Below are 22,575 nucleotides of genomic sequence, written 5' to 3' on the forward strand. Positions count from 1 at the left end.
CGGAGAGCCGGACGGCCACTCCGGAGGAGCCACTGAAGGCAAGACCCCATTAGCCACATCCGGCCCTCCCGGGCCACCCAACACCTTATGGAGGAACCCCATGAACCGCACCGACGCACGCTCCGCCCTCACCGACCTGCTGCTCACCCCCGGTCTCGACCTGGACGAGGCCGCCGACCGCCACTTCGCCCCCGACTACCGCCAGCGCACCGACGGCAGCTGGGCAGACCGCACCGAGTTCCTCGACCACATCGCCCACCTGCGCACCGTCGTCGCGGGCGGCTCCGTCGAGGTCCACGACGAACTCTCCTCCGGCGACCGCTACGCCGACCGCCACACGATGGAGATCGTCAAGAAGGACGGCTCCACCGTCCGGATAGAGGTCTATCTCTTCGCCGAATTCGCCCCCGACGGCCGCTTCCGCCGCATCGAGGAGACCACCCTCATGCTCGAAGGCGACGAGGCCGACCGGAACCTCGGCAGCGCGCGCTGACCCTCAGCCGAACCGACGCGAGGCCGCCCGTTCTCCCCGGCCCGCGGGCGGCCGGGTGCTTACGGCGTCGCCGTGGCACGCGGCGGACGTGGCCCGGCTGAGGCGGGCCGAGTTGCCCTGTCCGGTGGCAGGCCGACCGGGTCCGGCCTGCCACGGGACAGGGCTGGCCTTGCCATAAGCAGGCATCAGGCGGTACTGGGTGGTCCTGGTGTACGAACTGCAGTCCTGCATCGAGTCGGCGGCGGCCGGTGACAGAGGGTCACAGCTCTGGCCTCCGGTAGTGGAACGTCCGTAGGCCGGGTTTCAGCGGGGCAAAGGGCGCCTGGGTGGAGGGCGCCTGAGTGGATCGTCAGTGCAGTGCGTCTCGATCCGGTTGAGCACTCGGCGAGCAGTTGCACCACGGTCGCCACCCGTCCTGACCCGTTCCGGGTGGGGTGCCGGGCTCAGAACGGTGGCTGTCCGGGGCTGCGGGGCTTGCGGTCCGCGCCCTTCAGCAGGGCCAGCACTCGCTCGTGGGTGTCGCCGACCCGGTCGGTCACCCGGACGCGCACGAAGACGTCGTCGATCTCCGCCATCGCCTTCTCCGTGAACCAGCCGACGAACATCAGCCCCTGGGCGGGGATCGGCCGACCCGGGCCGATGAGGTCGAGCGTGAAGTCCAGTCGGGCCTCCAGGCCCACTGCCGCGAGTCCGGCCATCGCCTCGTGCCAGGTCCCCCAGCGGGTGGAGTCCGTGGCGCCGGCGGCCCGTGCTGTCGGGGTGAACCGCACCCAGTAGTCGACCTCCGTCAGGACTGCGACGTCCTGGGCACCGTTCATGACGTGGCAGGCCCACGCCAGCTCGCCGTCGGGGGTCACGTCGGCCATGACCCGGCCGAACCATCCCAGCGCCGGTCTCACAGCCCGTGCGTACTGGGCGCGGGCGAGGACGGCCCCGGCCGACGCCAGGACGGCTGCGACGGCAGCCTGGGTGTCCAGGAGATCGGCCTTCCACACTCCGGTCGGGTGCGCCAGGTTCTTCCGCACCAGTGCGTGTACGAGCAGCAGGAGGCTGAGACCCGCGAGCGCGACCGGCAGCCGCGCGAACCATGCACTGCGTTTGACCACCCGTTGCGCCGTTTCCATCCGCCGCCCCCCGCCGGATCGTCTGCGGTACTGAACGGCCGTCACGCCGCCGGAGTCCGGCAGTGTCACGTGCCGCACCGCCATCCCTACCCAGCAGGGCACCGGGGTAGGCGCGCCTTGGACAGCCGCTCCCTCCTCGCGGCCGCCGAGCGAGCTCGTTGCCCATGAGGAGGGCGAGAGTGGGCGCGCGTGCGGGGCTGCTGTCGTGGGAGTCACGTTCTGGGGCTCGTGTCGGTTATGTGGCGTCCAACTGGTCGCGAGGGCCCAGGACTCGGCGACCGCGATGACGAGGTCGACGACGGGAACCTTGACGTCGGCGTAGACACCGGTGTCGTGGACCGTGCCCGTGAGGACGCTCTTGAAGCGGGGATAGGCGGGGACTGCCTCGGGGTGCGCCCGGAAGCAGTCGCGGAACAGCAGGGCGAGTCGCTCGTTGGGGGCGCCGAGCATGCGGACGTGCAGGTTGACGTCCCCCAGGTCGGCCATGGGCTTGATCGAAGGCGCCGACCGGGCAGCGCGACCGCGCAGCACTCGCCCGCCCCCCGCAGCTCGGGCCGGGGGGCGGGCAGTGTGCTGTGCGCTCAGCCGTCGATGCGGTGCTGGGTCCAGAAGGGGGTCAGGTCGACCGTGCTGACCGCCTGGGCGGCGGCCTTGAACTCGGCGGTGGTGGAGACGCCGTTCCAGTGGGACTGCGCGTAGTCGTGCAGCAACTTGGTCATGGTGGTGTCGCCGAGCTGGCGGCGCAGGTCGTGCAGTGCGCACTTGCCGTAGCCGTAGACGACGGTGGAGTAGCGGGAGGAGTTGGCGTCCCAGTACGCCATCGAGTTGGTGATCCGTTCGGCGGAGGAGGCCCACGAGACGCTGTTCCAGCAGCCGTTGCCGGACTTGCCGAGGGCGAGGTCGGTGGCGTAGTCGGTGAACGCCTCGTCCAGCCAGGGGCTGGTGTACTCGTCGTCACCGACGATGCCGTAGAACCACTGGTGGCCTATCTCGTGGGTGAGCGCCGTGGTGCTGACCAGGTCGAGGACGAAGCCGGGGTACTCCATGCCGCCGAACCAGAAGTTGTTGTCGATCACCGCGTCCAACTCGCCGTACGGGTAGGCCCCGAAGCGCTGGGCGTGGGAGTCGACGGCGGAGGTCGCGGTGGAGAGCATCGAGTTGGCGTCCGAGGAGCTGATCCCGGTCACCGAGTAGATGTTGACCTTGACGCCGGCCGGCGAGGTGCCGGAGACCTTCGTGAACGGCCCGGCGGCCCAGGCGAAGTCGCGGACCTTGGCCGCGGTCGCCTTGGTGACGGTCCGCCCGGCGGTGCCGGGGGTGTCCACCGAGGTTCCGGTGGCGGGCACCAGCAGGCTCGACGGGTGGTCGAGCGTGACGGTGAAGTCCGAGGTGAGCGAGTAGAAGGACTCGCCGTTGTTGGTGTACGGGTCGAGGTGCCAGCCGGCCGCGTCGCGGATCGCCAGCACCGGCAGGGCGTTGCCGAGGAAGTTGAACGCCCCGTCGTGTCCGAAGCGGTCGGCGCCGCTCGGTACGGTGATGGCGAGGTCGAATCCCACCGCGCCGCTCTGCCCCTGGGCCAGCGGCGCGGGCAGGGTGATCTTCAGTGCCGTGCAGTTGACCGAGAGCGCGGCGGGCGTGCCACCGGTCACCTTGCTGACGGTGATCGGGGTGTTGCCGGGGCAGCTGCCGTGCCAGTTGTCCCAGAGCCGCAGGTAGACCTCGTTCAGCGGGGTGGCCGAGGCGTTGGTGAAGCGCACGTCCTCGTGCCCGGTCCAGCCGGCACCGGTGCTGTCGCTGGTCAGGGCGACGGTGTAGCCGGGGGCGGCCGGGGTGCGCGTGGCGTCGCCGGGCTGCGGCGGGGTGGTGCCGCCGGAGACGTCCAGGGCGATGTCGTCCAGCACGAAGCTGGTCTGCAGGCTGGAGTCCTCGGTGCCGGTGAAGGCGAGGGTCACGGTCTGGCCGGCGAAGGCGGAGACGTCGATGCTCTTCTGCACGTACCCCGCCGCGGCGTCCAGGTTGGAGTAGGTCGCCAGGGTGGTGCCGCCGAGTTTGACGGTGAGTTTGTCGTACGCAGAGCTGGTGGTGGTCTCGGCGGTGTCGACGTGCAGCCAGAAGCGGAGCGTGGCGGTGCTGCACCCGGTGGGGAGGGTGACGGACTGCGAAAGGGTTTCGGTGTGGGTGGAGCCGTAACCGTCCAGCCAGGCGTAGGAGTTGCCGCTGTGGGCGCTCTGGCCGCTGTCGCTGGTGATCGTGCCGCTGTCCGCCGTCCAGGGCGAACCGCCGGACTCGAAGCCGCCGTTGGTGACGACCTGGGCGGCCGTGCAGTCCGCGGCGCTCGCCACGTTGGGGGTGGCGAGTGCCGCGGTGCCGGCGGCGGCGAACAGGGCGGCGGCGGTCAGGAAACGCAGGAATCTGCTCATCGAAGCCTCTCGAAGGAGTGGGCCGGGAGAAGAAGCGTGACAGCAACACGGCATCCTTCGAAAGGGTCATGACAAGGAGGTGTCCCTGGCGGACGTCGCCGCCGAAGCCGTCGGTCCGCCTCACCTGCTGCTTCGGGGCGAGGGTGCTCATCCGGGTGAAGAGGGCGAGGAAGGAAGGCTCGGGCGGTGGCAGTAGGCGCCCCCGACAGCCGGGGCTTCGGTGTTGCTACCGGTGGCGACCGGTCATCGCGATCCGGGCGAGGACAGCCGTCGCCTGCGCCGGGTTGGCACGGAGCCAGGCGGACAAGTGCTCTCGAACGGCTTCCGCGACGCAGGCGCGGACGGGACCGTTGCCGAGTCGGTCGCGGACGGCTCCCTCGAACTCGGGGTGGTCGAGCTTCACCGACACGACCGCCGTCAGGCCCGCGTTGAGCTGGTCCGGGGTGAAGCCGGGGTCGGAGGCGGTGAGCAGCTCTTGCTCCCGGGCATGGGCAGTGATCGCGGCCGCCAGGCCGTCGCGGAATCCGAGTACGTGCGTGCCTCCGCCGGGGGTCGGCCGGCTGTTGGCGTAGCCGGCGAGCTGTCCCTCGCGGGAGTCGCACCAGCGCAGGGCCACCTCGACGGTTCCCTCCATGTCGGGGCACTCGCGCTCGAAGCCGATCACCTCCGGGTGGAGAGGGCGGCGCTGCTCTGCGACGTGGTCCTTCAGCCCCTCCGGGTAGTGGAAGCGGACGGACCGGGGCGACGCCGGGTCGCGCTCATCGCTGAGGGTGATGTCCAAGTCGCGGTTCAGGAAGGCCAGTTCCCTGAAGCGCTCGGCCAGTGCGTCGAACGAGAACTCCAGGGTCTCGAAGATCTCGGCATCGGGCCGGAAGGTGATCGCGGTTCCGCTGCCGCTCGCCGGTCCCGTGCGGACGGGCGCCGCGACGGCTGCGCCGCGCTCGTACTCCAGTACCCAACGGGCGCCGTCGCGCCGTACCTCGGCGGTCAGCCGGCTCGACAGTGCGTTGACGACGGACAGTCCCACCCCGGAATAGCCGGCGGCCAGCGAGCGCCGGTTGAAGGGCTGCGCCCCGCAGCGGAGCACCGTCAACCGGGCCTCCAACGGCGGGCCGTCGGTGTGCCCGGCCTGCTCGACCGGCAGGCCCGCGCCGTCGTCGGCGACGCGGACGCCGCCTTCGGCGGTGAGAGCGACCTCGACACGGCCGGCGGTGCCGTCGAGGATCTCGTCCAGCGCACGCTCGGCGGCCTCGAACACCATGGAGTGAAGGCCGCGCTCGCCGACCGATCCGATGTACATTCCGGGCCGTCTCCGAACGGCTTCCAGGCCCTCCAGGACCACGATCCTGCTGGCGTGGTAGGCCTTGGGTTCCTCGCTCATGATGCCCCCTCCGAGGGTGTCCGGCAGAGGTCTCCAGCCTAGGAGATTTCCCAGAAAACACCAGGTCAGAGCGATTCTCGCGAAGCCCCGGACGGGCTCCTGAGGGGCGATCGGAAGGGTCGGGCCGTGAGAGGTGCCGTTGCCCGCGCGACCGCTCGAGGGCCGTCTGAAGCACCGTTACGGGCGGCCGCAGGGCCACCGATTCGAGGAATTTCTCACCTCGCCCGGTGCGGTGGCCCGCGGCGCCGCGGGAGCGCGGCGCCAGGGAGCGATACGCCGGGGACCGCGGCGACAGGAAGCGTGGCGCCCGGGACCGCGGCGCCCGGGAGCGCGGCGCCGACCCGGCCGCCGCGCTCCCGGAGGGCTGGAGGTGTACCCCGTGCCCGGCAGTCGCGGTCAACCGGCCGTCGGCGGCCTCCGCCGAGGCGCGGTCGGAGCCCAGCGGCTCTCCACCACGACCGCGGTGATCGCGCCGACCACGGCAACCGCCAGGAGCACTCCGAGCTGAGCCACGGCCCCGTCCCTGGAATACGGGCTCCACAGCGCGTGAACGGTCAGAACCAGCGAGACCAGGCCGATCGGGGCGCCGGCGAGTGCCGCGGCCGCAGGGGCGTACCGACCGCGCCGCAGGCCCACCACCGCCACCAGGAGCAGCACCAGCTCGTACACCGGGAAGGCGGGGCTGAGCACACCGTCGAGCATGCTCAGGGAGCGGAAGAGGCCGAACATGAACGTGTGGCCCCACAGCACGCCGCCGACCAGCACCCCCGCGACTGCCGCCAGACCGCGGCGCCAGGTGGCCGGGCCCAGCAGATCCCGCGGGGCGGCGAGCAGGATCAGCACCCACAGCGCCTGGGGACCGATCTGGAAGGTCAGTTCGACCAGGCTCCTGATCCACGCCGTGTGATGGTGCGACAGGTAGTCGAAATTGTCGACAAGCCAGGTCACGACCGCGAGCAGTACGGCGACCGGCCCGAGCAGCCGTGCGAGCGTCCACCGCCCGAACACGGCAGCGCCCGCCATGGCCAGGTACAACGCCTCGCTGCCCCGGCCGATCCAGTACGCGTAGCAGAACGGCGGGGCGGACGGAACCCACAGCGCCGCATCCCCGTGGCGCAGCCAGTCGCGTGCCAGCATGTAGAGGTCCATCAGCGAGATGCCCGCCGCCGCGGCGGCAGCGAACGGCGCGGCCATCGCCGCCAGCCGTGCGAAGGTGCCGCCGGACCTCAGGCCCAACCGGGCCCGCACGCCGTGCCCGGCCAGGTCGAACAGCTCGCGCGCGACGGCCCAACCCCCCGCGCCGGCCGTGATGCCGGCGAACACTGCCGTGATCTCCTCGCCCCACTCACGCCGGTACTTGGCCGGGTACAGGCGCAGAGCCCCCCTCAGAGCGCGGTCGTTCATGATGCGAAGGCTCCCTTCAGCCACGGACGGGCGGCAGACAGCCGGCGATCGGCCTCGGCGGCGACGGTGCGCAGGCGTTCGGCCTCGGTGGTGAGCACCTCGCGGCCGGAGTCGCTGAGGGCGTAGGTGCGACGGGCCCGGCCGTCGACGATCTCCTCGCCCTCGACCCGGATCAGGCCCTGGCCGAGCAGCCGTTCCAGCGCGCCGTAGAGAGTGCCGGTGCGTATCTTCACCCGGCCGTCGGAGATCGCGGCGATCTCCTGGATGAGGGCGTAGCCGTGCCTGGGGGCATCGGCCAGCGCGGTCAGCAGAAGCAGCGTGGGCTCCTGCAGGGAGCGTTCTGTCATGCGCCTATATATATCTCCTACCGTCATATGCTGTCCTACGAATCATTGTTGGAGCCCTCGGGTGTGCAACAGGTCACTGCGGGGCCCGAGCTGAAGTCCTGCCCGGCAACGCCCACACCGACGACCGGCTGGTGCGCGAGCTCGCCACCGGGACCGGGGCGGCTTTCGCTTCCCCGAGTACGACCTCTCTCCCGAGGCCCGCTATCCGGTCGCGATCGAGCAGAACTACGCGGTGGCCCCCTGGGTGCCAGCACCGAGCAGCTGACCGGTCTGCCGGCGGCCCTGCTCATCACGGCCGAGGCGGACGTGCTGCGCGACGAGGGCGAGGCGTACGCCGCGAAGCTGCGGGCGGCCGGGCTGCCGGTGACCGTCACCCGGTACCAGGGCATCATCCACGACTTCGTGATGCTGAACGCGTTGCGCGGCACCCGGGTCGCCCAGGCCGCGATCACCCAGGCCGTGGACGTGCTGCGCGCGGCCTTCGGCGCCTGAGCCGGTAGCTGAACCCTGCGGCCACTCGACCTTGTTGAGGTTTGCGGGGGCCGGGGGCATGCGACGCGGCTGCTTCCCGTACTTCGAGAGGTCGACTCACGAAAGTACGCGGGGGCGGCCGCTGCCCATGGGGCTCCCGTCCGACGTGCCTGCGGGCGGGGCTTCGCAAGGCCCGTCCCGCTTCGCTGCCCCTCTGCACGTCAGCAGCTCACCGTGCCTGCCGCGCGCTGCCGTTCCGTCTCGGGAGAGTACTCGGCGGAGCCCGGGCCGGCACTACGCCTCCGGGCTTCGAGCCGCCAGAGGACCGCCGAACGTTGCCTCTCCGGTCAACCAGGTCTGCCCCCACGGCCCTTGTCCGGGACGGTGGTGATCGTCTACCAAGGGGACAGGACATCGCTTCCGGTCAACAGGAGAGTTCATGCACGCGCCCGGCAAGGACCGGAAGGATGCCCGCCACGACGAGCGGCTCCCCGCACGCAGGCCGAAGGCTCCGGGCGCCGGCCCGGCGCCGGGCCTCATCGGCCTGCAGCGAAGCATCGGCAACGCGGCGGTGGTCGAGCGGATGCGGCGCGCGGGCGTGGCCCAGGAGGAGCAGGAGCAGGAGCATCTGCACGAGGCGGGTTGCGGCCACGGCGGGAGCGCGCAGGCCCCGGTGCAGCGGTCCCCGGTGCAGCGGTCCTCGGTGCACGAGGTCCTGCGCGGCGCGGGCCGTCCGTTGGACGGTTCCACCCGCGCGGACATGGAGTCGCGGTTCGACGCCGACTTCTCCGACGTCCGTATCCACGACGACCGGGCGGCCAAGGACTCGGCCTCGGAGATCGGCGCCCGCGCGTACACGTCGGGCAGCCACGTCGTCCTCGGGGAAGGCGGCCGGGACAAGGAGACACTGGCGCACGAGCTGACCCATGTGATCCAGCAGCGGCAGGGGCCGGTCGCCGGCACCGACAACGGCTCGGGGCTGCGGGTGTCGGACCCGTCGGACCGCTTCGAACGGGAGGCGGAGGCGAACGCGCGGCGCGTCATGAGCGCGCCCCGGCCGGCCGCGCGTGCCGGTGCGGACGCGGCGGACGGTGCGGTCCAGCGGGCCTCGGCGCGGCAGGCGACGGCGCGACAGGTGATGGCCCGTACGGCGTCCGTCCAGCGGATGCCCAAGGCGCCGAGGGCGAAGGTCGGCGGCAAGAAGAAGGGCAGCGCGTCCAACGCGAAGGACGCGCTGATCAAGGAGCTGGTCGGGACCTGGGGCTGGACGTCGCACGGCGGTGCCCAGAACCGCACCCTGCACCTGACGGAGGCGCCGGAGGAGAACCGGACCGCGAGCCTCAACGCCACGGAGAAGATCTACAAGGGCTCGGAGAACACCCGTCCGCCGAAGGACTTCGCCGCCGCCCGGACCACCCAGAGCATGCGCTGGATCTCGACCCTCGCCAAGGAGTACCTCGGGAGCGTCACCTCCTCGCCCGCCGAGGAGGTGCAGGTGAGCGCGATCGGCACCGACCTGTACATCTCCGCCAACCGGAACGTGCACAACGCGAAGCTGCGGGAACTCGCGGCGCGGCACGGCACGGGCAAGGCGTTCGCCAGGGCCCTGGTCGAGCACTTCGGAGGGGCCGACGCAGAGGGCCAGGACCGCTTCGCCCGCCACACCGGCAAGCTGTCGGACCGGGTGGCCGAGGGCGAGACCGGGAGCGGGGACTACGCCGAGATCGCCGGCATGGCGGTCAAGGTGCCCGAGGACGTCTCCGCCGACGACGACGGCCTCCACGCCGAACGGCGACTCCAGAAACTCGACGGCTTCGACCCGGCGAAGACGGTCGGCGTCAAGCGCCCCTGCGTCGTCTGCTACACCCAGATCTACGCCACCCCCGTCCAGGACGGCGACGTCGAGGTCTACCCGGGCCCGCTCTGGCCGAGCAAGGCGGCCAACAAGGGCATGGAGGACTACAAGGTCGAGACCGTCAAGGACTACGCCCAGTACCTGCACGAACTGGTCAAGGCTGCCGGCGGCACCTACATCACCTTCACCCAGCAGGGCGACCTCACCTGGGACCAGAACAGCGACTCCGACACGGACCGCGAGGGCACGAAGGTCGGCGCGGACGACGACGCCATGGAGGTCGACGCGGACTTCTGAGGCGCCCGTGGTCATCCGTCCCGGGCGGGTCCGGCCTGTGCACTTCGCGCCCGCCGACCGAGCGCAGGGCGTTGTGCAGTCAGCCGACACCACTTCGCGGTGTCTCGCGAGACTCGCGAAGTCCGGACAACTGCGGCTGGCGAGCGGGCCTCGCCGTCCAGGCGCTCCATACCCTGGTGCGACGGAGGACCCGCTCAGCGGCATCCGCCCGGACGGCGAGGTGCACGACCTCTGGGTGGATCCGCGCTTCCGTCACCAGGGCGAGGTCGAGATGGCGGGCGCGTGGGAGGCGCTGACCAAGCCGATGTGCCAGGAACGAGACAGTGGCTGGCAGAGAACGAGCAGTCCGTGGTCCGGGATTTGCGCGGCAGCTCAGCCGGTTAGGTGAGTCAGGAGCGTTCCGCTGGACGGATAGGGGCGTTCGATGGGAAGGAGTTCCCGCGCGGCATCCAAAGCCCCTTCCGCCACCTGAGCATGGATCGCATGCGCAGTCGCTGTGACATCGGTGATCGAAACGATCCAGTCCTCTGCGTAGCGTTCAGCGGCTTCGCCGGCGAGGCCGAGTTGAAGAGAGCGATACGGAAGCGGCTGCAGTTGCAGGTCGCGTTCCGGATCCCACTGCACTCGAGCCGGGGCTCGTTTCAACTGGCGCTTCCATGCCGTGCGGTCGGAGTGCAGACCGCGCTCGTAGTGGGCCAGACAGGCGTTGGCCAGGGCCCATTCGAAGCCCGCGCGCGTGATTTCGATCGCCAGGACGGTCTCCTGGCCTTCCTTGGTCGCCCATCCGCAGCGGTACATCATCCAGAGGAATGACGGCTTGATCCACGTCATGCGGTCCCTCTTCCACGCTGCCGGGAGCCGTCCGGTCTGTGCGGCGGGCAGGCCGAGTTCCGGAGCGTATGCCTGGTAGACGGTTACCGTGGCGGCCGTATAGCGGGCGCGGATCTGATGCTTGGGTTCTGGCACGGTGATCAGGTTCGAGGATCGGTGTGCGCCGCGCCAGCGATTTACCGAGCGGGACGTGGCTGGCTAAACGCTGAGCCGAGCTCAAGTTCGGGAGGTCGAGACCGGCTGCTTAAGGGTCGTCTCGAATTGATCTCCGGCGGATCGGGGCGGGGTGATCTGCGGCGGGGAGGGCTTCGCCTATACAGCCTGGAGGAGGTTGTGGAGGCGGTCGATGCCGAGCATGGCGTGCTGGACACCGTCTCCCTCGAGGCGGCAATCGCGGAGGATTTCCAGGTCTTCATTCGGGCGAAGACGTGCTCGATGCGGGCACGGACTTGTTTGTGTTCGTGGTTGTGCTCGGCTTGCCGGTCGGTAAGTTCGCCGCCGCGGGGCTGGGTGTGGGATGACGAGGCCGCTGCCTGGATAGCCGCGTCGGCGATGGCCGTCGTACGGCCGACGGCGGCCTTCGCGCCGGACCCCTCCCACGCTTTGCAGTCGTTGCGGTTGTCCGGCAGGGGCTTGCCGACAGCGACGATCAGCCGGGTGCGGGCGTCGATGACAACCTGGTGGTTGGTGGAGTACCGGTAGTTCTTCGCCCGCTCGGCGATCGTGTGGTCGGGGTTGGGAACCTGCCGTCGACGATCAGCACGGTGTCCTTGCGGAACCGCTGCCGGGGGTTGAGCGCGAGCAGGGGGCGAGGTGGTCGATGATCCGGTCGGCCGCCGGCTTGGAGACCCCAAAGACGACGCTATTTGGCGCGATGTCAGGTTGGTGCGCCAATAGCCGCCAACCAGCAGAACCCGGTCCTCCAACGACGGTGACCGCGGCCGTCCGGGACGGACCTGGTCGGCGCCGTCATGGTGCAGCATCGTGATCAGCTTGCGGAAATCATGCGGGCTCAGTCCGGTAAAACGAGGCTATCCAGGACGGTTCCGACGCGGTGATCGCAGCAGCCATGCCGAGATCATGACGGGGCGCGGTGGCATGGCCACCCGTCTTCAGATCTGCTACGGAAGCTACTCCCGAGGAACCGGTCAAAACCAACTGGTTGGTGATTCGAGGGCTTGGCGCGCAGCGTCGCGCACGTTCGCCTCCTCATCCGTCGTGAGCCGTTCGAGTACGGCTCGGACCTCGGGCTCCGGCCTTCTGGACAGTGCCCACGCCGCCCAGGATCGGACTTCGTGATCGGCGTCGCTGGCACAGACGATGAGGGCATCGGTGACCACCGCTTCGCGTGATCCGTAGAGTGCGCTCACAGCTGCCCGGCGGACTCCCGGTGCGGTGTCGGATGTGCCGGAGATCAGGATGTCCAGGGCCCGTGGGGGATCACCCAGGCCGAAACCGGAGCCCAAGGTGGCCATCACGTCGGCGCGTACCCCGGGGTCCGGGTCGCAGGCCGCGTCGGCGACCAGATCGAAGTACGTGGTCCCGAGCGAGTCGAAGAAGCAGACGCCCCAGAGGCCGATTCTCCGCAGCCCCGGATCGTCGGAAGCGATGTAGTCCATGGACAGCTTGAACGCGGTCTCGGGCCATGCCTCGAAGAGGTCGAGGATGTCGACATGCAGCATGTCCCCGTCCTCGTTGCGATCGGTCACCATCGCGCCCAGCAAGGCAGGCAGGGCCTCTTGGCCACAGGAACCCGCCAGAACGTGGGCCATCCGGTCCCGCGCGAAGTAATCGTCGGCGGCGACGTAGCGGGCGAGTCGTTCCTCCAGCTCCGACCGTAGGAACGCGGCTGCCGGTGTCCGCAGCTTCTCCACCATGGGCTCGAACCGAAGGTAGGCCCCGGATCCGCGCTCGGGACTTGCGGCCAGCAGCGCGTCCAAGTCGTCCAACGCACGGCGCAGCGCGGCGCGCTCTGCGCTGTCTTCTTCCCGATACGTCCCAGCCATGGTGCTCACCCTATGGGGGAGTGGTGTCACCACCATCACTCTTCGAACAGTCTGCAGTCGGCATCCCGCTCACGCACACTGGCGCACGGATACGGGACAGCCCTTAAAGCTTGTCCAGAAGGCCTGGTGCGGGGCATTTCTCCGGTATGGGTGGGGTGCTTCGGGCTGTGCCGGTCTGGGTGAAGACGTTCACGGGGCTGCGGATGCGGCAGTTCGAGGGTCTGGTGCGGGCGGTGCGTGAGCGGGGCGGCAATGGTCCGGGCGGGGGGGGGGCGGGGGGGCGGGCCCCCCCCCCCCCGGGCGGGGGGGGGGGGGGGGGGGGCCCCCCCCCCCCCCCCGACCGGGACTTGCTGGTCGCGGTGTACTACCGGACCAACCTCACGATGCGCCAGCTCGCCCCGCTCCTGGCGCTGGAGGCCGCTCCACGCCCGGTGCCGGGCGTGGAGCGGCTGTGGATCGTGGACGGCACTCTGGTTCCCGTGCGGGGCCGCAGCGTCGAGCCGTAACTACCGGTTCTCGGCGAACGTGCAGGTCGTCATCGACGCGGACACCCGTCTCGTGGTCGCCACCGCCCGCCCCGTGCCGGGCAACAAAGCCGACGCCCACGCCTGGCGGGCCTCCCACCTGCCCGCCACCTGTGCGGGCACCACCGTGCTCGCGGACGGTGCCTACCTCAACACCGGCTTGGTAGTCCCCGACCGCCGACGAGCCGGCCGCCCCCTCATACGGGCCCAGGAGGAGGACAACGCCGAACACCGCCGGGTGCGCGCCCGCGTCGAGCACACCTTCGCCCGGATGAAGAACTACAAGATCCTTTGTGACTGCCGACAGAAGGGCGGCGGCCTGCACCACGCGGTGCAGGCCGTCGCCCACGTGCACAACCTCGCCCGAACCGCCTGAACCAGCAGGTCAAAGCACACATTGACCTGCCCTCCCGGACTTCTGCAACAAGCTTTAGAAGTGGTCACGAAACTAATCTCTGCTTGGTTCAGGCCGCAGTCGGCCGACCGGCAGTGCGCGGGCTCATACAGCCTGGCGGAGGTGTGCAGGCGGGTAGCTCCGAGCACGGCGTCGTGGAGTAGTCACCGTGGTGGGCTCGCACCACCAGCACCAGCGGGTGTTGCGGCGTCCGGTGTCGATGGTGGTGGCGGTCCGGAGGACGACGAGCGGTGCCCCTCTGGATATGGGAATCGAGCCACTGGACGAGTCCGGGCGTCCACTCGGCGGCTGCGAGGCGGCCTCCTTCCCCGGGTTCTGGCGCTCCTCCGTGTAGTGGAACCCCGCGGCCCTCAACCGTTCGGCTTCGGGGGGCTCGCCGAGCGGGAGGAGCGAGCTGACCTCGCGCTGATCCCACTGACGGGGTCATAGGCGAGGTGGGGGCCGTCAAGTGCGTTGACTTCGGACATCACGCCAACGCGCCGGCATCGCACCGACCTTCAATCGAGTTCTACACGCAACGGTGGCGGGTACCATCCCGCCATAACCCACGAGGAGTCCAGGTGACGGTCCAGTGGTTCAAGAGCTCGTACTGCGACAACAAGCAGTTCGCCTGCGTGGAGGTCCGCCGTGAACCCGGCGCGGTGGCCGTACGGGATTCGAAGGACCCCGACGGGCCGGTACTCACCTTCCCCGGTGAGAGCTGGGCCCTCTTCATCAGCATGCTGAGAAGCGACGCGTAGCGGCCGAGTCCGCTGCCGCGCCTCCGGTCCAAGCGCCGCCCGGGCGGCCGGAGCGAGCGGCCGAGCCGTCGACGAGCAGGCCCAACGCCAGCAGCCTCACCCGCGAATGCCACGGCCGTGGTCTGCCACGACAGGTCCAGCCACTTGGGCGGCGGACAGCGAACCTACGGGCTCGAACGCAGGCCGAGGGCGCTGTGCTGCAGAGCCCCCGCGGAGACAGCCCCGTTCCCAGACCCCTGACCCCATAGCACCAGCTTCTCTCGGAGTTCTGTCGCCGGCTCTCCGAGAACTACTGCACTGAGCACCAGCTCCAGCATCAGACACTCGAAGTCGGCCGAGCTCCCGTGCGGGCCGCCGCGGCCGGCTTCCACGACGGCTGAGACGATCCGCCGACCACCGCCCTCGACAGGTGCGAACGTCGCCTCGAAGACGCCGAAGCCTGTCCAGCTCCGGTGCAGGAACACGACATCGCCCTCGACGACAACGTTCCACTTCTCATCCATACTCCGCGACCGGTAACCGAGTTGGATACGCTCCCACTCGTCATCGGACCAGATCCGGTCCGGCAGGACACCGATCGCTGTGGGAACCTTTATCGGCTGGAGCGGTCTGCGAAAGGAGGACCGGGTCACACGTTCGTCAGCTGGCATGCCGGGATCCTACGGAAACGACCCGGCCGCAGAACAGCGACTTCATGCCGACCGGCCCCTGATCTGTACCGGCTTCGCCGTCGTCACCGGCGATCGCCTGGACCGAGCGCTGAGTGACCCCGCTGGATCCCGGCCTCGATCACCTTCATGCGCCAGGCCAGCAGATTCTCTCTCGGAGACGTGTGAAGCCCGCGCGCGGCCGAACATCTGGCGCTTGGGCATCTTGATCCGGCTGACGTGGCTTCCGACGACTCCGGCGTTCCGCGGAAGGTGAGGCGGTCGTCGCGGGCGATCGTCGAGCCGACGACGAGCAGCCAAGATCCATCCCGGCGTAGGCTCTCGCCAGATCGCAGCCATCACGAGAGGCAGACATGGGCCAGAAGATCATCCGGTTCTCGGACCTGACCGGTACGCACGTGGAGAACGACGACGACCTGGTGCGCATCGTGGTCCGCGAGCACCCCGACCTGGAGGACGGCCCGGTCGAGATCGAAGCGCTCAGCAGTGAGCTGACCGCGGTGGAGGAGTTGGCGCTCGACCTGGTGACCATCGAGCTGCACCACCCCGACGCCGACGAACCGGAGACGGTCGTGCTGGAGGCCGAAGCCTTCAACCGGCTGGCCTCCGCCGCCCCGATGGCCGAGGTACTGCGCAGCGCCAAGAAGGTGGCCCGTACCATCCCGAGCCAGCCGACGCCGGCCGGTGCCAAGGAGCGCGTCAACTACGCCAGCCTGGAGCACGCCGGCCGGCCGCACAAGGGCCGCATCACCGACGCCGAGAAGCAGCTCGTGCAGCAGCACCTGGACGAGATCAACGAGCGGCTGACCGCCGAGGGTGTCCGGACGATCGACCTGAGCAACGCCGAGCACGTGGCCCGGTACGGACTGGAGTCCCTCGCACAGGAGCGCGGTGCGGCCCTCGGCTGAGCCGAGGAACGACAGGACCAGGCCCAGCGCAGCCTCCGCTGTGCTGGGCCTGAAGCCCGACGTGCCGCGGGTGGGTCCCGTGTGGGGAGCCAACGTCCGCGCGCGGGGGCCAGCCGCAGAGCAGCACGAGCGGCGTGTGTCCGGATCCCTCCTCCCCGCGCAAAGTGGGGGTCACGTGGTGGGGGATGACTGCCCGCCGACTCGACGTCCTTAACGACCGCTGAGGGTTCAGCAGAGCAAAGGGGGCCTCCACCTCCACATGCCGGTAACCGACCGCGCCCTTGCCTCCCGCAACTACGACAACCTGCGCAAGTGATTCTGTCGGGTCATACGGAGGCCACTGCTCCGGTGTGACGAGAACCAGACGCGACCCCAGTAGGTGGTCTTCGGCGATTTCGGGAGCCGTTCCGGCGAGATTGGAGCCATGGTCGGGTGACTCGCCAGGCCGGGCGGAGGGTCCGTGGGGGCCAGAGTGGTGGCGTCGTAGCGTGTGATTGCGGGCCGGGGTCGCCTCACTGACGAGTCGCGGCCGGGGCCTTGCCCTGGATGTGCAGGTGGGCTGGACCCGTGGGCTTCTGGTTGGGGCAGCAAATTGGACAATGAAATTCGATCTTCTGGGCTTAGAGTCGTCGGATGATCGATGAACCCCTCAAGCGCCTGAGCAGAACCGAACACGACGGCATCTGGGACCGCTTTGATGCCAAGTTCGACTTCCGCCCCGACATCCACGCCTTCCTGGGGATCACCGAGACTTCGCCGTCGATCACGTGGAGCCTCGACGCGCTGAGCGACGACCCTGGCGGCCGAAAGCTTGACCGTCTGGTTGATGTGGTGCAGGAAGGGCTTGCGGGTTGCAGTGCACCCGGCGAGTCGTTGTGGATCTTGGACTGGCAACACACGTGCTATCGGCTCCGTCCCGATCTGCCCGCGACCGACATGTTCCTGCCTCGAGCCCTGGAAGGGCGCTCGCGTGAGGGCTGGCCGCTCAGTCCGTACCCGGACGGGGACTACTTCATCTTCCTGGGCGAGGACTTGCGTTTCGGTACGTTCGGCCACCCTTGGGAGCGCTCCCTTTGCATATTCGGTGGCGAACTGCTGGATGCGGTCCAGGACGATTTGCAACGGTTGTTGCAGGTCGTCATCCGCCGGGACGGGATGGCTGTCAGTTGAACCCCGCGTCACTTCGAGGCTCAGAAGAGGGGTTGCTGGGTGGTTGGGTAGCGGTAGGACTCGGTGCCGGTCTGGACCAGCCCGCAGCGCAAGGTGATTCGGTCGGCGATGGCCGCGCAGAGGCGGGCGTCGCGTGACCGTGAACACCTCTGTACCGCCATCGATCGGCAGGACAACGACCTCACCACTTGATCACCGGGCCGCCGTGCGGACAGACTGCGCCCCATGAGTTTCATCGGTGTTCCCGCCGACGCACAGACAGCCATCGTCGCTGCAAGACTTTTCCTGCAGCGGCAGGCACGCCAGTGAGCACCGGCCTGCCTTTCTTCCGCTACCACCCTGACCCCGTCGCGAGCGGGTCCTTCCGGGAGAGCGCCGAGAGGTGCACGTGCTGCGAGCGCAGTACGGGGTGGATATACACAGCGACCTTCTACACCGCCCAGGACGTCAGCGGGCGATTCTGTCCCTGGTGCATAGCCGACGGCAGCGCTGCTGAACGGTTCGAAGGCGAATTCGCGGACGCATACGGGCTCGACGGCGTCAGCGAGGAAACGTTGACGCTGGTCAGCCGCCGCACCCCCGGTTTCCGTGCCTGGCAGGATCCGCACTGGCTCGTCCACTGCGACGACGCGGCCGCCTTCATCGGCGAGGTCGGATACGCCGAACTGGCGGCCCACCCCGAGGCGCTCGAGCAGCTTCGACTCGACCTGCGCATGCACGGATGGCACGACGCCTCCCAACTGGACAGCTTCCTCACCAGCCTTGGGCAGGGGGCGAGCGCCATGCTCTTCCGCTGTACGGTCTGCGGCTCCCATCTCGCCTACATCGACGCTTCCTAGCCCTGGCGCAGTTCAATACGCGCCACGCTTTCAAGGGTTCCGCACCCATCGGCATTGCGCGGCTGCCGTCGGGGAAGGATCTCCCCGACGGCAGACCGTTCACGTTCGGCGGCCTTCGGACTCAGTCCCACCAGAGCACGACGAGAAGGTCCCTTCGAGCCGCCTCCGCATAGAACGTGCGCAGCACGCCGAAGTGGCCCAGGAGGTACTCCGTTGGATCACCGGTGAACCCGTAGCCGAGCGTGGAGACCTTGCCGCTGTCGCGGACGGCGTGGAGGATCGCGCGGATGTCGATCTCTCCGAGCAGTTTCGACACCCGGGCAACCGCGTCCGGATCGAGGGCCGTCGCAACGGAGTTGCTGAAGAAGGCGATCGCGTGAGGGTTCGCGTTGAGGAAGTCCAGATCGATATCGGTGTCGCCGTCGGTCGCGCGCCTGAGCGCATCCAGGTGGACAGCGTCGAGTCGTGCCAGTTCGCAGGCCTGCTCCAGCATGGAGGGCGCCCAGTCCAGGTCCAGGCAGTCCTCGGCCGGTGGATCCCAGTGATGATCTCCGTCGGGTGACTGTTCGGCTGACTGACGGCAGGCGACGAGGTAATCCGCCGAGACTCGGGCGAGCTGCTGGGTGACGGCCATGATGGCAGTATCGCGACGCCGTCCAGCGGGTTTGCCGCTACGTCATCGGGCCCACCGGTTCTGTCGAGTAGGTGCTCTGCCCGCGCCCGCGGGTCAGGCGCTGGTTGCCGCAGAGGTCCGACACCGCAGCATGCCGTCCCGGTGCCGCTCGGCCGGCAGCGATCGGGTGGCGCACCCCGGTCGCGGCTGGGGCGAGCCCGCCGTCGCAACGGCCGCCCTCGGCGGCTGCGGCGTCGAGCCGGCTACGCCGTCGGCGGGGCGGCCTGGCCGGTCAGGCTGCGGGGACGGGCCGGAGCCGGTAGGCGTCCCCGTGGGCGATGACGCGGCCGGCGGTGGGCGGGGCGAAGTGGGTGCCCAGGAGGAGGGTGTCCGTGCCGGCGAGGGAGGCGAGCAGGGCACGGCGGGTGGCCTCGGACTGCTGCGGGTCGATGTCGACGCAGGCGCCGATGGTGGGGTGGGCGAGCTGGACCGGGTGGTGGATGCAGTCACCGGTGATCAGCGCCTTCTCGCCGCGGCTGGTCAGTTCGACGGCGACATGGCCGGGGGTGTGGCCGGGTGTGGAGATCAGACGCAGTCCCGGGACGATCTGCACGCCGCCTTCGTCCGGGACGTCGACCAGGTCCAGCAGACCGGCCCGCTCGACCGGGATCACCGAGTCGCGGAACATCTGGCGGCGCGCCTCCTCCATGTCGTAGGCGGCCCAGAACTCCCGTTCGGTGCGGGCGGTGAGGTAGCGGGCGCGGGGGAAGGTGGGGACCCACACGCCGTCCACCTTGCGGGTGTTCCAGCCGACGTGGTCGGCGTGCAGGTGGGTGAGGATCACGAGGTCGACGGAGTCCGGCGGGAAGCCGGCGGCGGGTAGGCGCTCCGGGTAGTCGGTGTGCAGGTCGTGCCAGGCCGGGTTGGCCCGTTCCTTGCCGTTGCCGATTCCGGTGTCGACGAGCACGCGCAGCCCGTCGACGGTGAAGGCGAAGCTGTGGCTGTCGAGGTGGAGGATGCCGTCCTGGCCGGCGAAGTGGGGCTGCAGCCAGTCCTGGCCGGCCACCACCTCGGGGGTGGCGTCGGGCAGCAGCCACGGTCCGGTTGCCGGCGGCAGCAGGACTTCGTCGATGCGGTGGACGGTGAGGTCGCCCACCGTCCAGGACGGGATGGTGAGGGCGGGGGGAGTGCGCATGATCGGTCGTTTCCTTTGCTCTTCAGCTGCTGTTGCGTTGCGCTTCAGGTGGAGGTGGAGGTGGAGGTGGAGGTGGAGGGAGAGGTGAGGTGGTCGGTTGCCGTCCGGCGCCGGGGCGCGGCGAGTGCCGCCAGCGCCGCTGCGCGGTTCCTCGCCTGGGCGCGGTGCGCGGGTGCGCCGGGCCGACTGCTCCCAGGCGGGCGGCGGGGGCGGCGCGCGCGCGTGCCGGACGGGGTGCCGGACATGGAACTCCCTCCACTAACGCAATCCGTTTGCTTTAAGTGAGGGTAGGACCTACAGTCGCACTAACGCAAACGAATAGCTTTTGGTGTCGCGGCGTCGCGCCGCCGCTCCGGGCCCGATCACCCGATCAGGAGAGAGTCCATGTCCTCCGCCGAACCGTCCCCTGCCGCACCGTCCTCCGCCGAGCTCACCCCGCCCGAGGCCGCCAGCTGGGCCGCCCGTGCCGGGCTTCCCCTGCCCGACGACCGCCACGCCGCGGTCGCGGCCACCGCCGACCACATCCACGCCGTCGTCGCGGTCCTGCGCGAACTGGACTTCGGGGACACCCCGCCCGCCGCCGCCTACCGCGCGGGGAAGGAGTAGGACGATGCAGCCGTACGAGCTGTCCATCACCGCCGCCGCGGAGGAGATCCAGGCCCGCCGGCTGTCCCCGGTCGAGCTGGTCGACTCGGTCCTCCAGCGCATCGAGCAGGTGGAGCCGCACCTCGGGGCGTACGTCACGGTCACGGCGGACCAGGCGCGCCGAACGGCCCGCGAGGCCGAGCACGAAGCCGCGCAGGGCCGGTTCCGCGGTCCCCTGCACGGGATCCCGGTCGGGCTCAAGGACCTGATCGACGTCGCCGGTTCGCCCACCACAGCCAGCTCCCGGGTGCGCGCCGACCACCGCGCGGCCTCCGACAGCACGGTCGCCGCACGGCTGCGGGCGGCCGGTGCGATCGTGGTCGGCAAGACGCACACCCACGAGTTCGCCTACGGCCTGACCACCCCGCAGACCGCCAACGCCTGGGACCGCGACAGGGTCGCGGGTGGTTCCAGCGGAGGGTCCGCCGTCGCCGTGGCCTCCGGCGCGGCGACCTTCGCCCTCGGCACCGACACCGGCGGATCGATCCGGGTGCCCGCCGCGCTGAACGGGGTGGTCGGACTCAAGCCGACCTACGGGCTCGTGCCCCGCCGCGGCGTCACGTCGCTGTCCTGGTCCCTCGACCACGTCGGCCCGATCACCCGTACCGTCGAGGACGCGGCCCTCGTCCTGGCCGCCCTCGCCGGGCACGACCCGCGCGACCCCGCCTCGGTGGCCGCCTCCGCCGTCGACTACCGGCCACCCTCCGACCCGGACCTGACGGGAGTGCGCGTCGGCGTGCCGCGCACCCACTACTTCGACCACGTCGACGCAGAGGTGGCGACCGCCGTCCACCGCGCCGTCGCGCAGTTGGAGGCGCTCGGCGCCCGGCTCGTCGAGATCGACATCCCGATGACCCGCTACCTCCAGGCCACCCAGTGGGGCCTGATGGTGCCGGAGGCCACCGCCTACCACGAAAGCACCCTGCGAACCGCCCCCGAGCTGTACCAACCGGACGTCCGGATCCTCCTGGAGGCCGGCGAGCTGATGAGCGCCGGTGACTACCTGCGCGCCCAGCGGGCCCGGACGCTGATGCGCGACGCATGGGCCCGCATCCTGGAGGACGTCGACCTGATCGCCGCCCCGACGGTCCCGACGACCGCCGTCCGCGCCGGCCAGGACACCGTCACCTGGCCCGACGGCACGGTCGAGAGCGTCCCCGACGCCTACGTCCGCCTCTCCTCCCCGGTGAACATCACCGGGGTGCCCGCGCTGTCCGTCCCGGTCGGCCACGATTCGGCGGGCATGCCGATCGGCATGCAGCTGCTCGGGCGGCACTTCGGCGAGCGGACGCTGCTGCGGGTGGGCCACGCCTACGAGGGGACGCAGTCCGGCCGCGCGCTCGCGCCGGTCCGCTGAGAGCGGCGGGCGGGCCGGGTCGGGCCGGAGCCCTCCGACCTCGGGCGGGCCGGGTCGGGCGGGACGGAGCCCTCCGGTCCCGGCCCGCCCCCACGCCGCTCGGGCCGGGGGCGTCGGACCGCCCGATGACGCGGACGCCTCTAAACGCAACAGCTGTGCTTTAACATGGTCTGGTGAGTCGCAAGCAGATGGTGCGCCCCGGCGGGCGCAGCGCCCGGGTCCAGGCGTCGGTGCACACCGCCGTACGCGAACTCCTCCAGGAGGCGGGCCGCGACGCGCTGACCGTCCCCCTGGTCGCCCAGCGCGCCGGAGTCACCCCGTCGACGATCTACCGGCGCTGGGGCGACCTGCAGGAACTGCTGTCGGACGTCGCGGTGGAGCGGTTGCGGCCCGACACCGAGCCGGAGGACCACGGCGACCTGCGGTCCGACCTCACGGCCTGGGCCGAGCAGTTCCTCGACGAGATGGCGTCCGCCTCCGGCCGCGCCTACATCCGCGACGCCCTGCTCGGCGACCCGGACGGCAGCAACGCCGGCCAGTGCTCGGCCTACGCGGCCGAACAGATCGATGTCATCGTCGCCCGTGCGGTCGACCGCGGGGAGAGCGCCCCCGACGTCGAGACGGCCATGGACCGCGTCGTCGCCCCCGTGATGTACCGCATCCTCTTCCGCCCGGCGGGGCTCGACGCCGCCTACGCCCGCCGGCTCGTCACCGACCTCCTCGCCGCCCCCGGGGAGGGCGACCGGTGAACGGGCCGCGGCAGCCGTAGACGCGCCGCCCACCGGCAGTGGCGGCACGGACATCTGGCCTTCCCTCGCCCTGCCGGGCAGCAGCAGCCGCCCGGCAGGGCGGACGCTTCCGCCGACCCGCTC

Annotated in this window: 19 protein-coding genes and 3 pseudogenes; 11 read left to right on the plus strand and 11 right to left on the minus strand. The window is 70.2% G+C overall.

What is annotated here, in order from left to right:
* Positions 1–100: 100 nt before the first annotated feature.
* Entirely contained in the window at positions 101–493 is a 393-nt protein-coding gene (locus tag ACGF07_RS31500; protein WP_350744162.1) for a nuclear transport factor 2 family protein, read from the plus strand.
* A gap of 443 nt (positions 494–936) precedes the next feature.
* Here ACGF07_RS31500 and ACGF07_RS31505 read toward each other — a convergent pair whose 3' ends face one another.
* From ACGF07_RS31505 to ACGF07_RS31525, 5 genes are all read right to left on the minus strand, one after another.
* The gene (locus ACGF07_RS31505) at positions 937–2,103 is read right to left on the minus strand and encodes a GrpB family protein (RefSeq protein ID WP_392904311.1); all 1,167 of its coding nucleotides are present in this window, start codon (positions 2,101–2,103) and stop codon (positions 937–939) included.
* Positions 2,104–2,198: 95 nt separating this feature from the next.
* Entirely contained in the window at positions 2,199–4,037 is a 1,839-nt protein-coding gene (locus ACGF07_RS31510) for a M1 family aminopeptidase (protein WP_392904314.1), read from the minus strand.
* 226 nt (positions 4,038–4,263) lie between these two features.
* The gene (locus ACGF07_RS31515) at positions 4,264–5,418 is read right to left on the minus strand and encodes an ATP-binding protein (RefSeq protein WP_392904316.1); all 1,155 of its coding nucleotides are present in this window, start codon (positions 5,416–5,418) and stop codon (positions 4,264–4,266) included.
* Positions 5,419–5,814: 396 nt separating this feature from the next.
* Positions 5,815–6,822 carry a hypothetical protein gene (locus ACGF07_RS31520; protein WP_392904319.1) on the minus strand — a complete coding sequence of 336 codons (1,008 nt, stop codon included), beginning with the start codon at positions 6,820–6,822 and terminating at the stop codon, positions 5,815–5,817.
* Complete coding sequence (locus ACGF07_RS31525; RefSeq protein ID WP_392904322.1) at positions 6,819–7,169, minus strand: PadR family transcriptional regulator; 351 nt, start codon at positions 7,167–7,169, stop codon at positions 6,819–6,821. Before ACGF07_RS31525 ends, ACGF07_RS31520 begins: the two co-directional genes overlap by 4 nt.
* A 104-nt stretch (positions 7,170–7,273) precedes the next feature.
* On the opposite strand from ACGF07_RS31525, the pseudogene ACGF07_RS31530 reads away from it, so the two are divergent.
* Both ACGF07_RS31530 and ACGF07_RS31535 read left to right on the plus strand, forming a co-directional pair.
* Positions 7,274–7,661: pseudogene (locus ACGF07_RS31530) on the plus strand (alpha/beta hydrolase); the annotation flags it as partial.
* 418 nt (positions 7,662–8,079) lie between these two features.
* Positions 8,080–9,792 (plus strand): DUF4157 domain-containing protein, encoded by a 1,713-nt coding sequence (locus ACGF07_RS31535; protein WP_392904325.1) that lies wholly within the window; start codon positions 8,080–8,082, stop codon positions 9,790–9,792.
* Between the two features lie 372 nt (positions 9,793–10,164).
* On the opposite strand, the gene ACGF07_RS31540 is transcribed toward ACGF07_RS31535, so the two are convergent.
* From ACGF07_RS31540 to ACGF07_RS31550, 3 genes and pseudogenes are all read right to left on the minus strand, one after another.
* Positions 10,165–10,758, minus strand: coding sequence for a DUF4291 domain-containing protein (locus ACGF07_RS31540; protein ID WP_392904326.1), 594 nt, complete (start codon positions 10,756–10,758; stop codon positions 10,165–10,167).
* A gap of 177 nt (positions 10,759–10,935) precedes the next feature.
* Positions 10,936–11,694: pseudogene (locus tag ACGF07_RS31545) on the minus strand (transposase).
* A gap of 77 nt (positions 11,695–11,771) precedes the next feature.
* Positions 11,772–12,629, minus strand: a complete 858-nt coding sequence (locus ACGF07_RS31550; protein ID WP_392904328.1) for a HEAT repeat domain-containing protein — start codon at positions 12,627–12,629, stop codon at positions 11,772–11,774.
* A gap of 146 nt (positions 12,630–12,775) precedes the next feature.
* Here ACGF07_RS31550 and ACGF07_RS31555 point away from each other — a divergent pair.
* Both ACGF07_RS31555 and ACGF07_RS31560 read left to right on the plus strand, forming a co-directional pair.
* Positions 12,776–13,529 (plus strand): annotated as a pseudogene (locus ACGF07_RS31555) (transposase family protein).
* A 599-nt stretch (positions 13,530–14,128) separates the two neighbouring features.
* Positions 14,129–14,308 carry a DUF397 domain-containing protein gene (locus ACGF07_RS31560; RefSeq protein ID WP_392904331.1) on the plus strand — a complete coding sequence of 60 codons (180 nt, stop codon included), beginning with the start codon at positions 14,129–14,131 and terminating at the stop codon, positions 14,306–14,308.
* A 164-nt stretch (positions 14,309–14,472) separates the two neighbouring features.
* Here the strand turns inward: ACGF07_RS31560 and ACGF07_RS31565 are convergent, their stop codons facing one another.
* Positions 14,473–14,958 carry a hypothetical protein gene (locus ACGF07_RS31565; protein ID WP_392904333.1) on the minus strand — a complete coding sequence of 162 codons (486 nt, stop codon included), beginning with the start codon at positions 14,956–14,958 and terminating at the stop codon, positions 14,473–14,475.
* A 371-nt stretch (positions 14,959–15,329) separates the two neighbouring features.
* Between ACGF07_RS31565 and ACGF07_RS31570 the strand changes: the two genes are divergently transcribed.
* From ACGF07_RS31570 to ACGF07_RS31580, 3 genes are all read left to right on the plus strand, one after another.
* Positions 15,330–15,884, plus strand: coding sequence for a hypothetical protein (locus ACGF07_RS31570; RefSeq protein ID WP_392904336.1), 555 nt, complete (start codon positions 15,330–15,332; stop codon positions 15,882–15,884).
* A 633-nt stretch (positions 15,885–16,517) separates the two neighbouring features.
* Positions 16,518–17,054: a DUF2716 domain-containing protein gene (locus ACGF07_RS31575; protein WP_392904339.1), complete on the plus strand. Its 537-nt coding sequence runs from the start codon at positions 16,518–16,520 to the stop codon at positions 17,052–17,054.
* Positions 17,055–17,359: 305 nt separating this feature from the next.
* Positions 17,360–17,893 carry a CbrC family protein gene (locus ACGF07_RS31580; protein WP_392904341.1) on the plus strand — a complete coding sequence of 178 codons (534 nt, stop codon included), beginning with the start codon at positions 17,360–17,362 and terminating at the stop codon, positions 17,891–17,893.
* Between the two features lie 121 nt (positions 17,894–18,014).
* Here ACGF07_RS31580 and ACGF07_RS31585 read toward each other — a convergent pair whose 3' ends face one another.
* Positions 18,015–18,527: a DUF1877 domain-containing protein gene (locus ACGF07_RS31585; protein ID WP_392904343.1), complete on the minus strand. Its 513-nt coding sequence runs from the start codon at positions 18,525–18,527 to the stop codon at positions 18,015–18,017.
* 271 nt (positions 18,528–18,798) lie between these two features.
* On the minus strand, positions 18,799–19,701 hold the full coding sequence (locus tag ACGF07_RS31590; RefSeq protein WP_392904346.1) for an MBL fold metallo-hydrolase: 903 nt from the start codon (positions 19,699–19,701) through the stop codon (positions 18,799–18,801).
* A 384-nt stretch (positions 19,702–20,085) separates the two neighbouring features.
* On the opposite strand from ACGF07_RS31590, the gene ACGF07_RS31595 reads away from it, so the two are divergent.
* The 3 genes from ACGF07_RS31595 (at position 20,086) to ACGF07_RS31605 (ending at position 22,452) form a co-directional block, all read left to right on the plus strand.
* The gene (locus ACGF07_RS31595; RefSeq protein ID WP_392904348.1) at positions 20,086–20,307 is read left to right on the plus strand and encodes a hypothetical protein; all 222 of its coding nucleotides are present in this window, start codon (positions 20,086–20,088) and stop codon (positions 20,305–20,307) included.
* A 4-nt stretch (positions 20,308–20,311) separates the two neighbouring features.
* Complete coding sequence (locus ACGF07_RS31600) at positions 20,312–21,703, plus strand: amidase (RefSeq protein WP_392904350.1); 1,392 nt, start codon at positions 20,312–20,314, stop codon at positions 21,701–21,703.
* Between the two features lie 188 nt (positions 21,704–21,891).
* Positions 21,892–22,452 (plus strand): TetR/AcrR family transcriptional regulator, encoded by a 561-nt coding sequence (locus ACGF07_RS31605; protein ID WP_392904399.1) that lies wholly within the window; start codon positions 21,892–21,894, stop codon positions 22,450–22,452.
* The last annotated feature ends 123 nt before the right edge of the window (positions 22,453–22,575 follow it).

The sequence above is a fragment of the Kitasatospora sp. NPDC048194 genome (assembly GCF_043202455.1).
In the GTDB taxonomy this organism is placed as follows: Bacteria; Actinomycetota; Actinomycetes; order Streptomycetales; family Streptomycetaceae; genus Kitasatospora.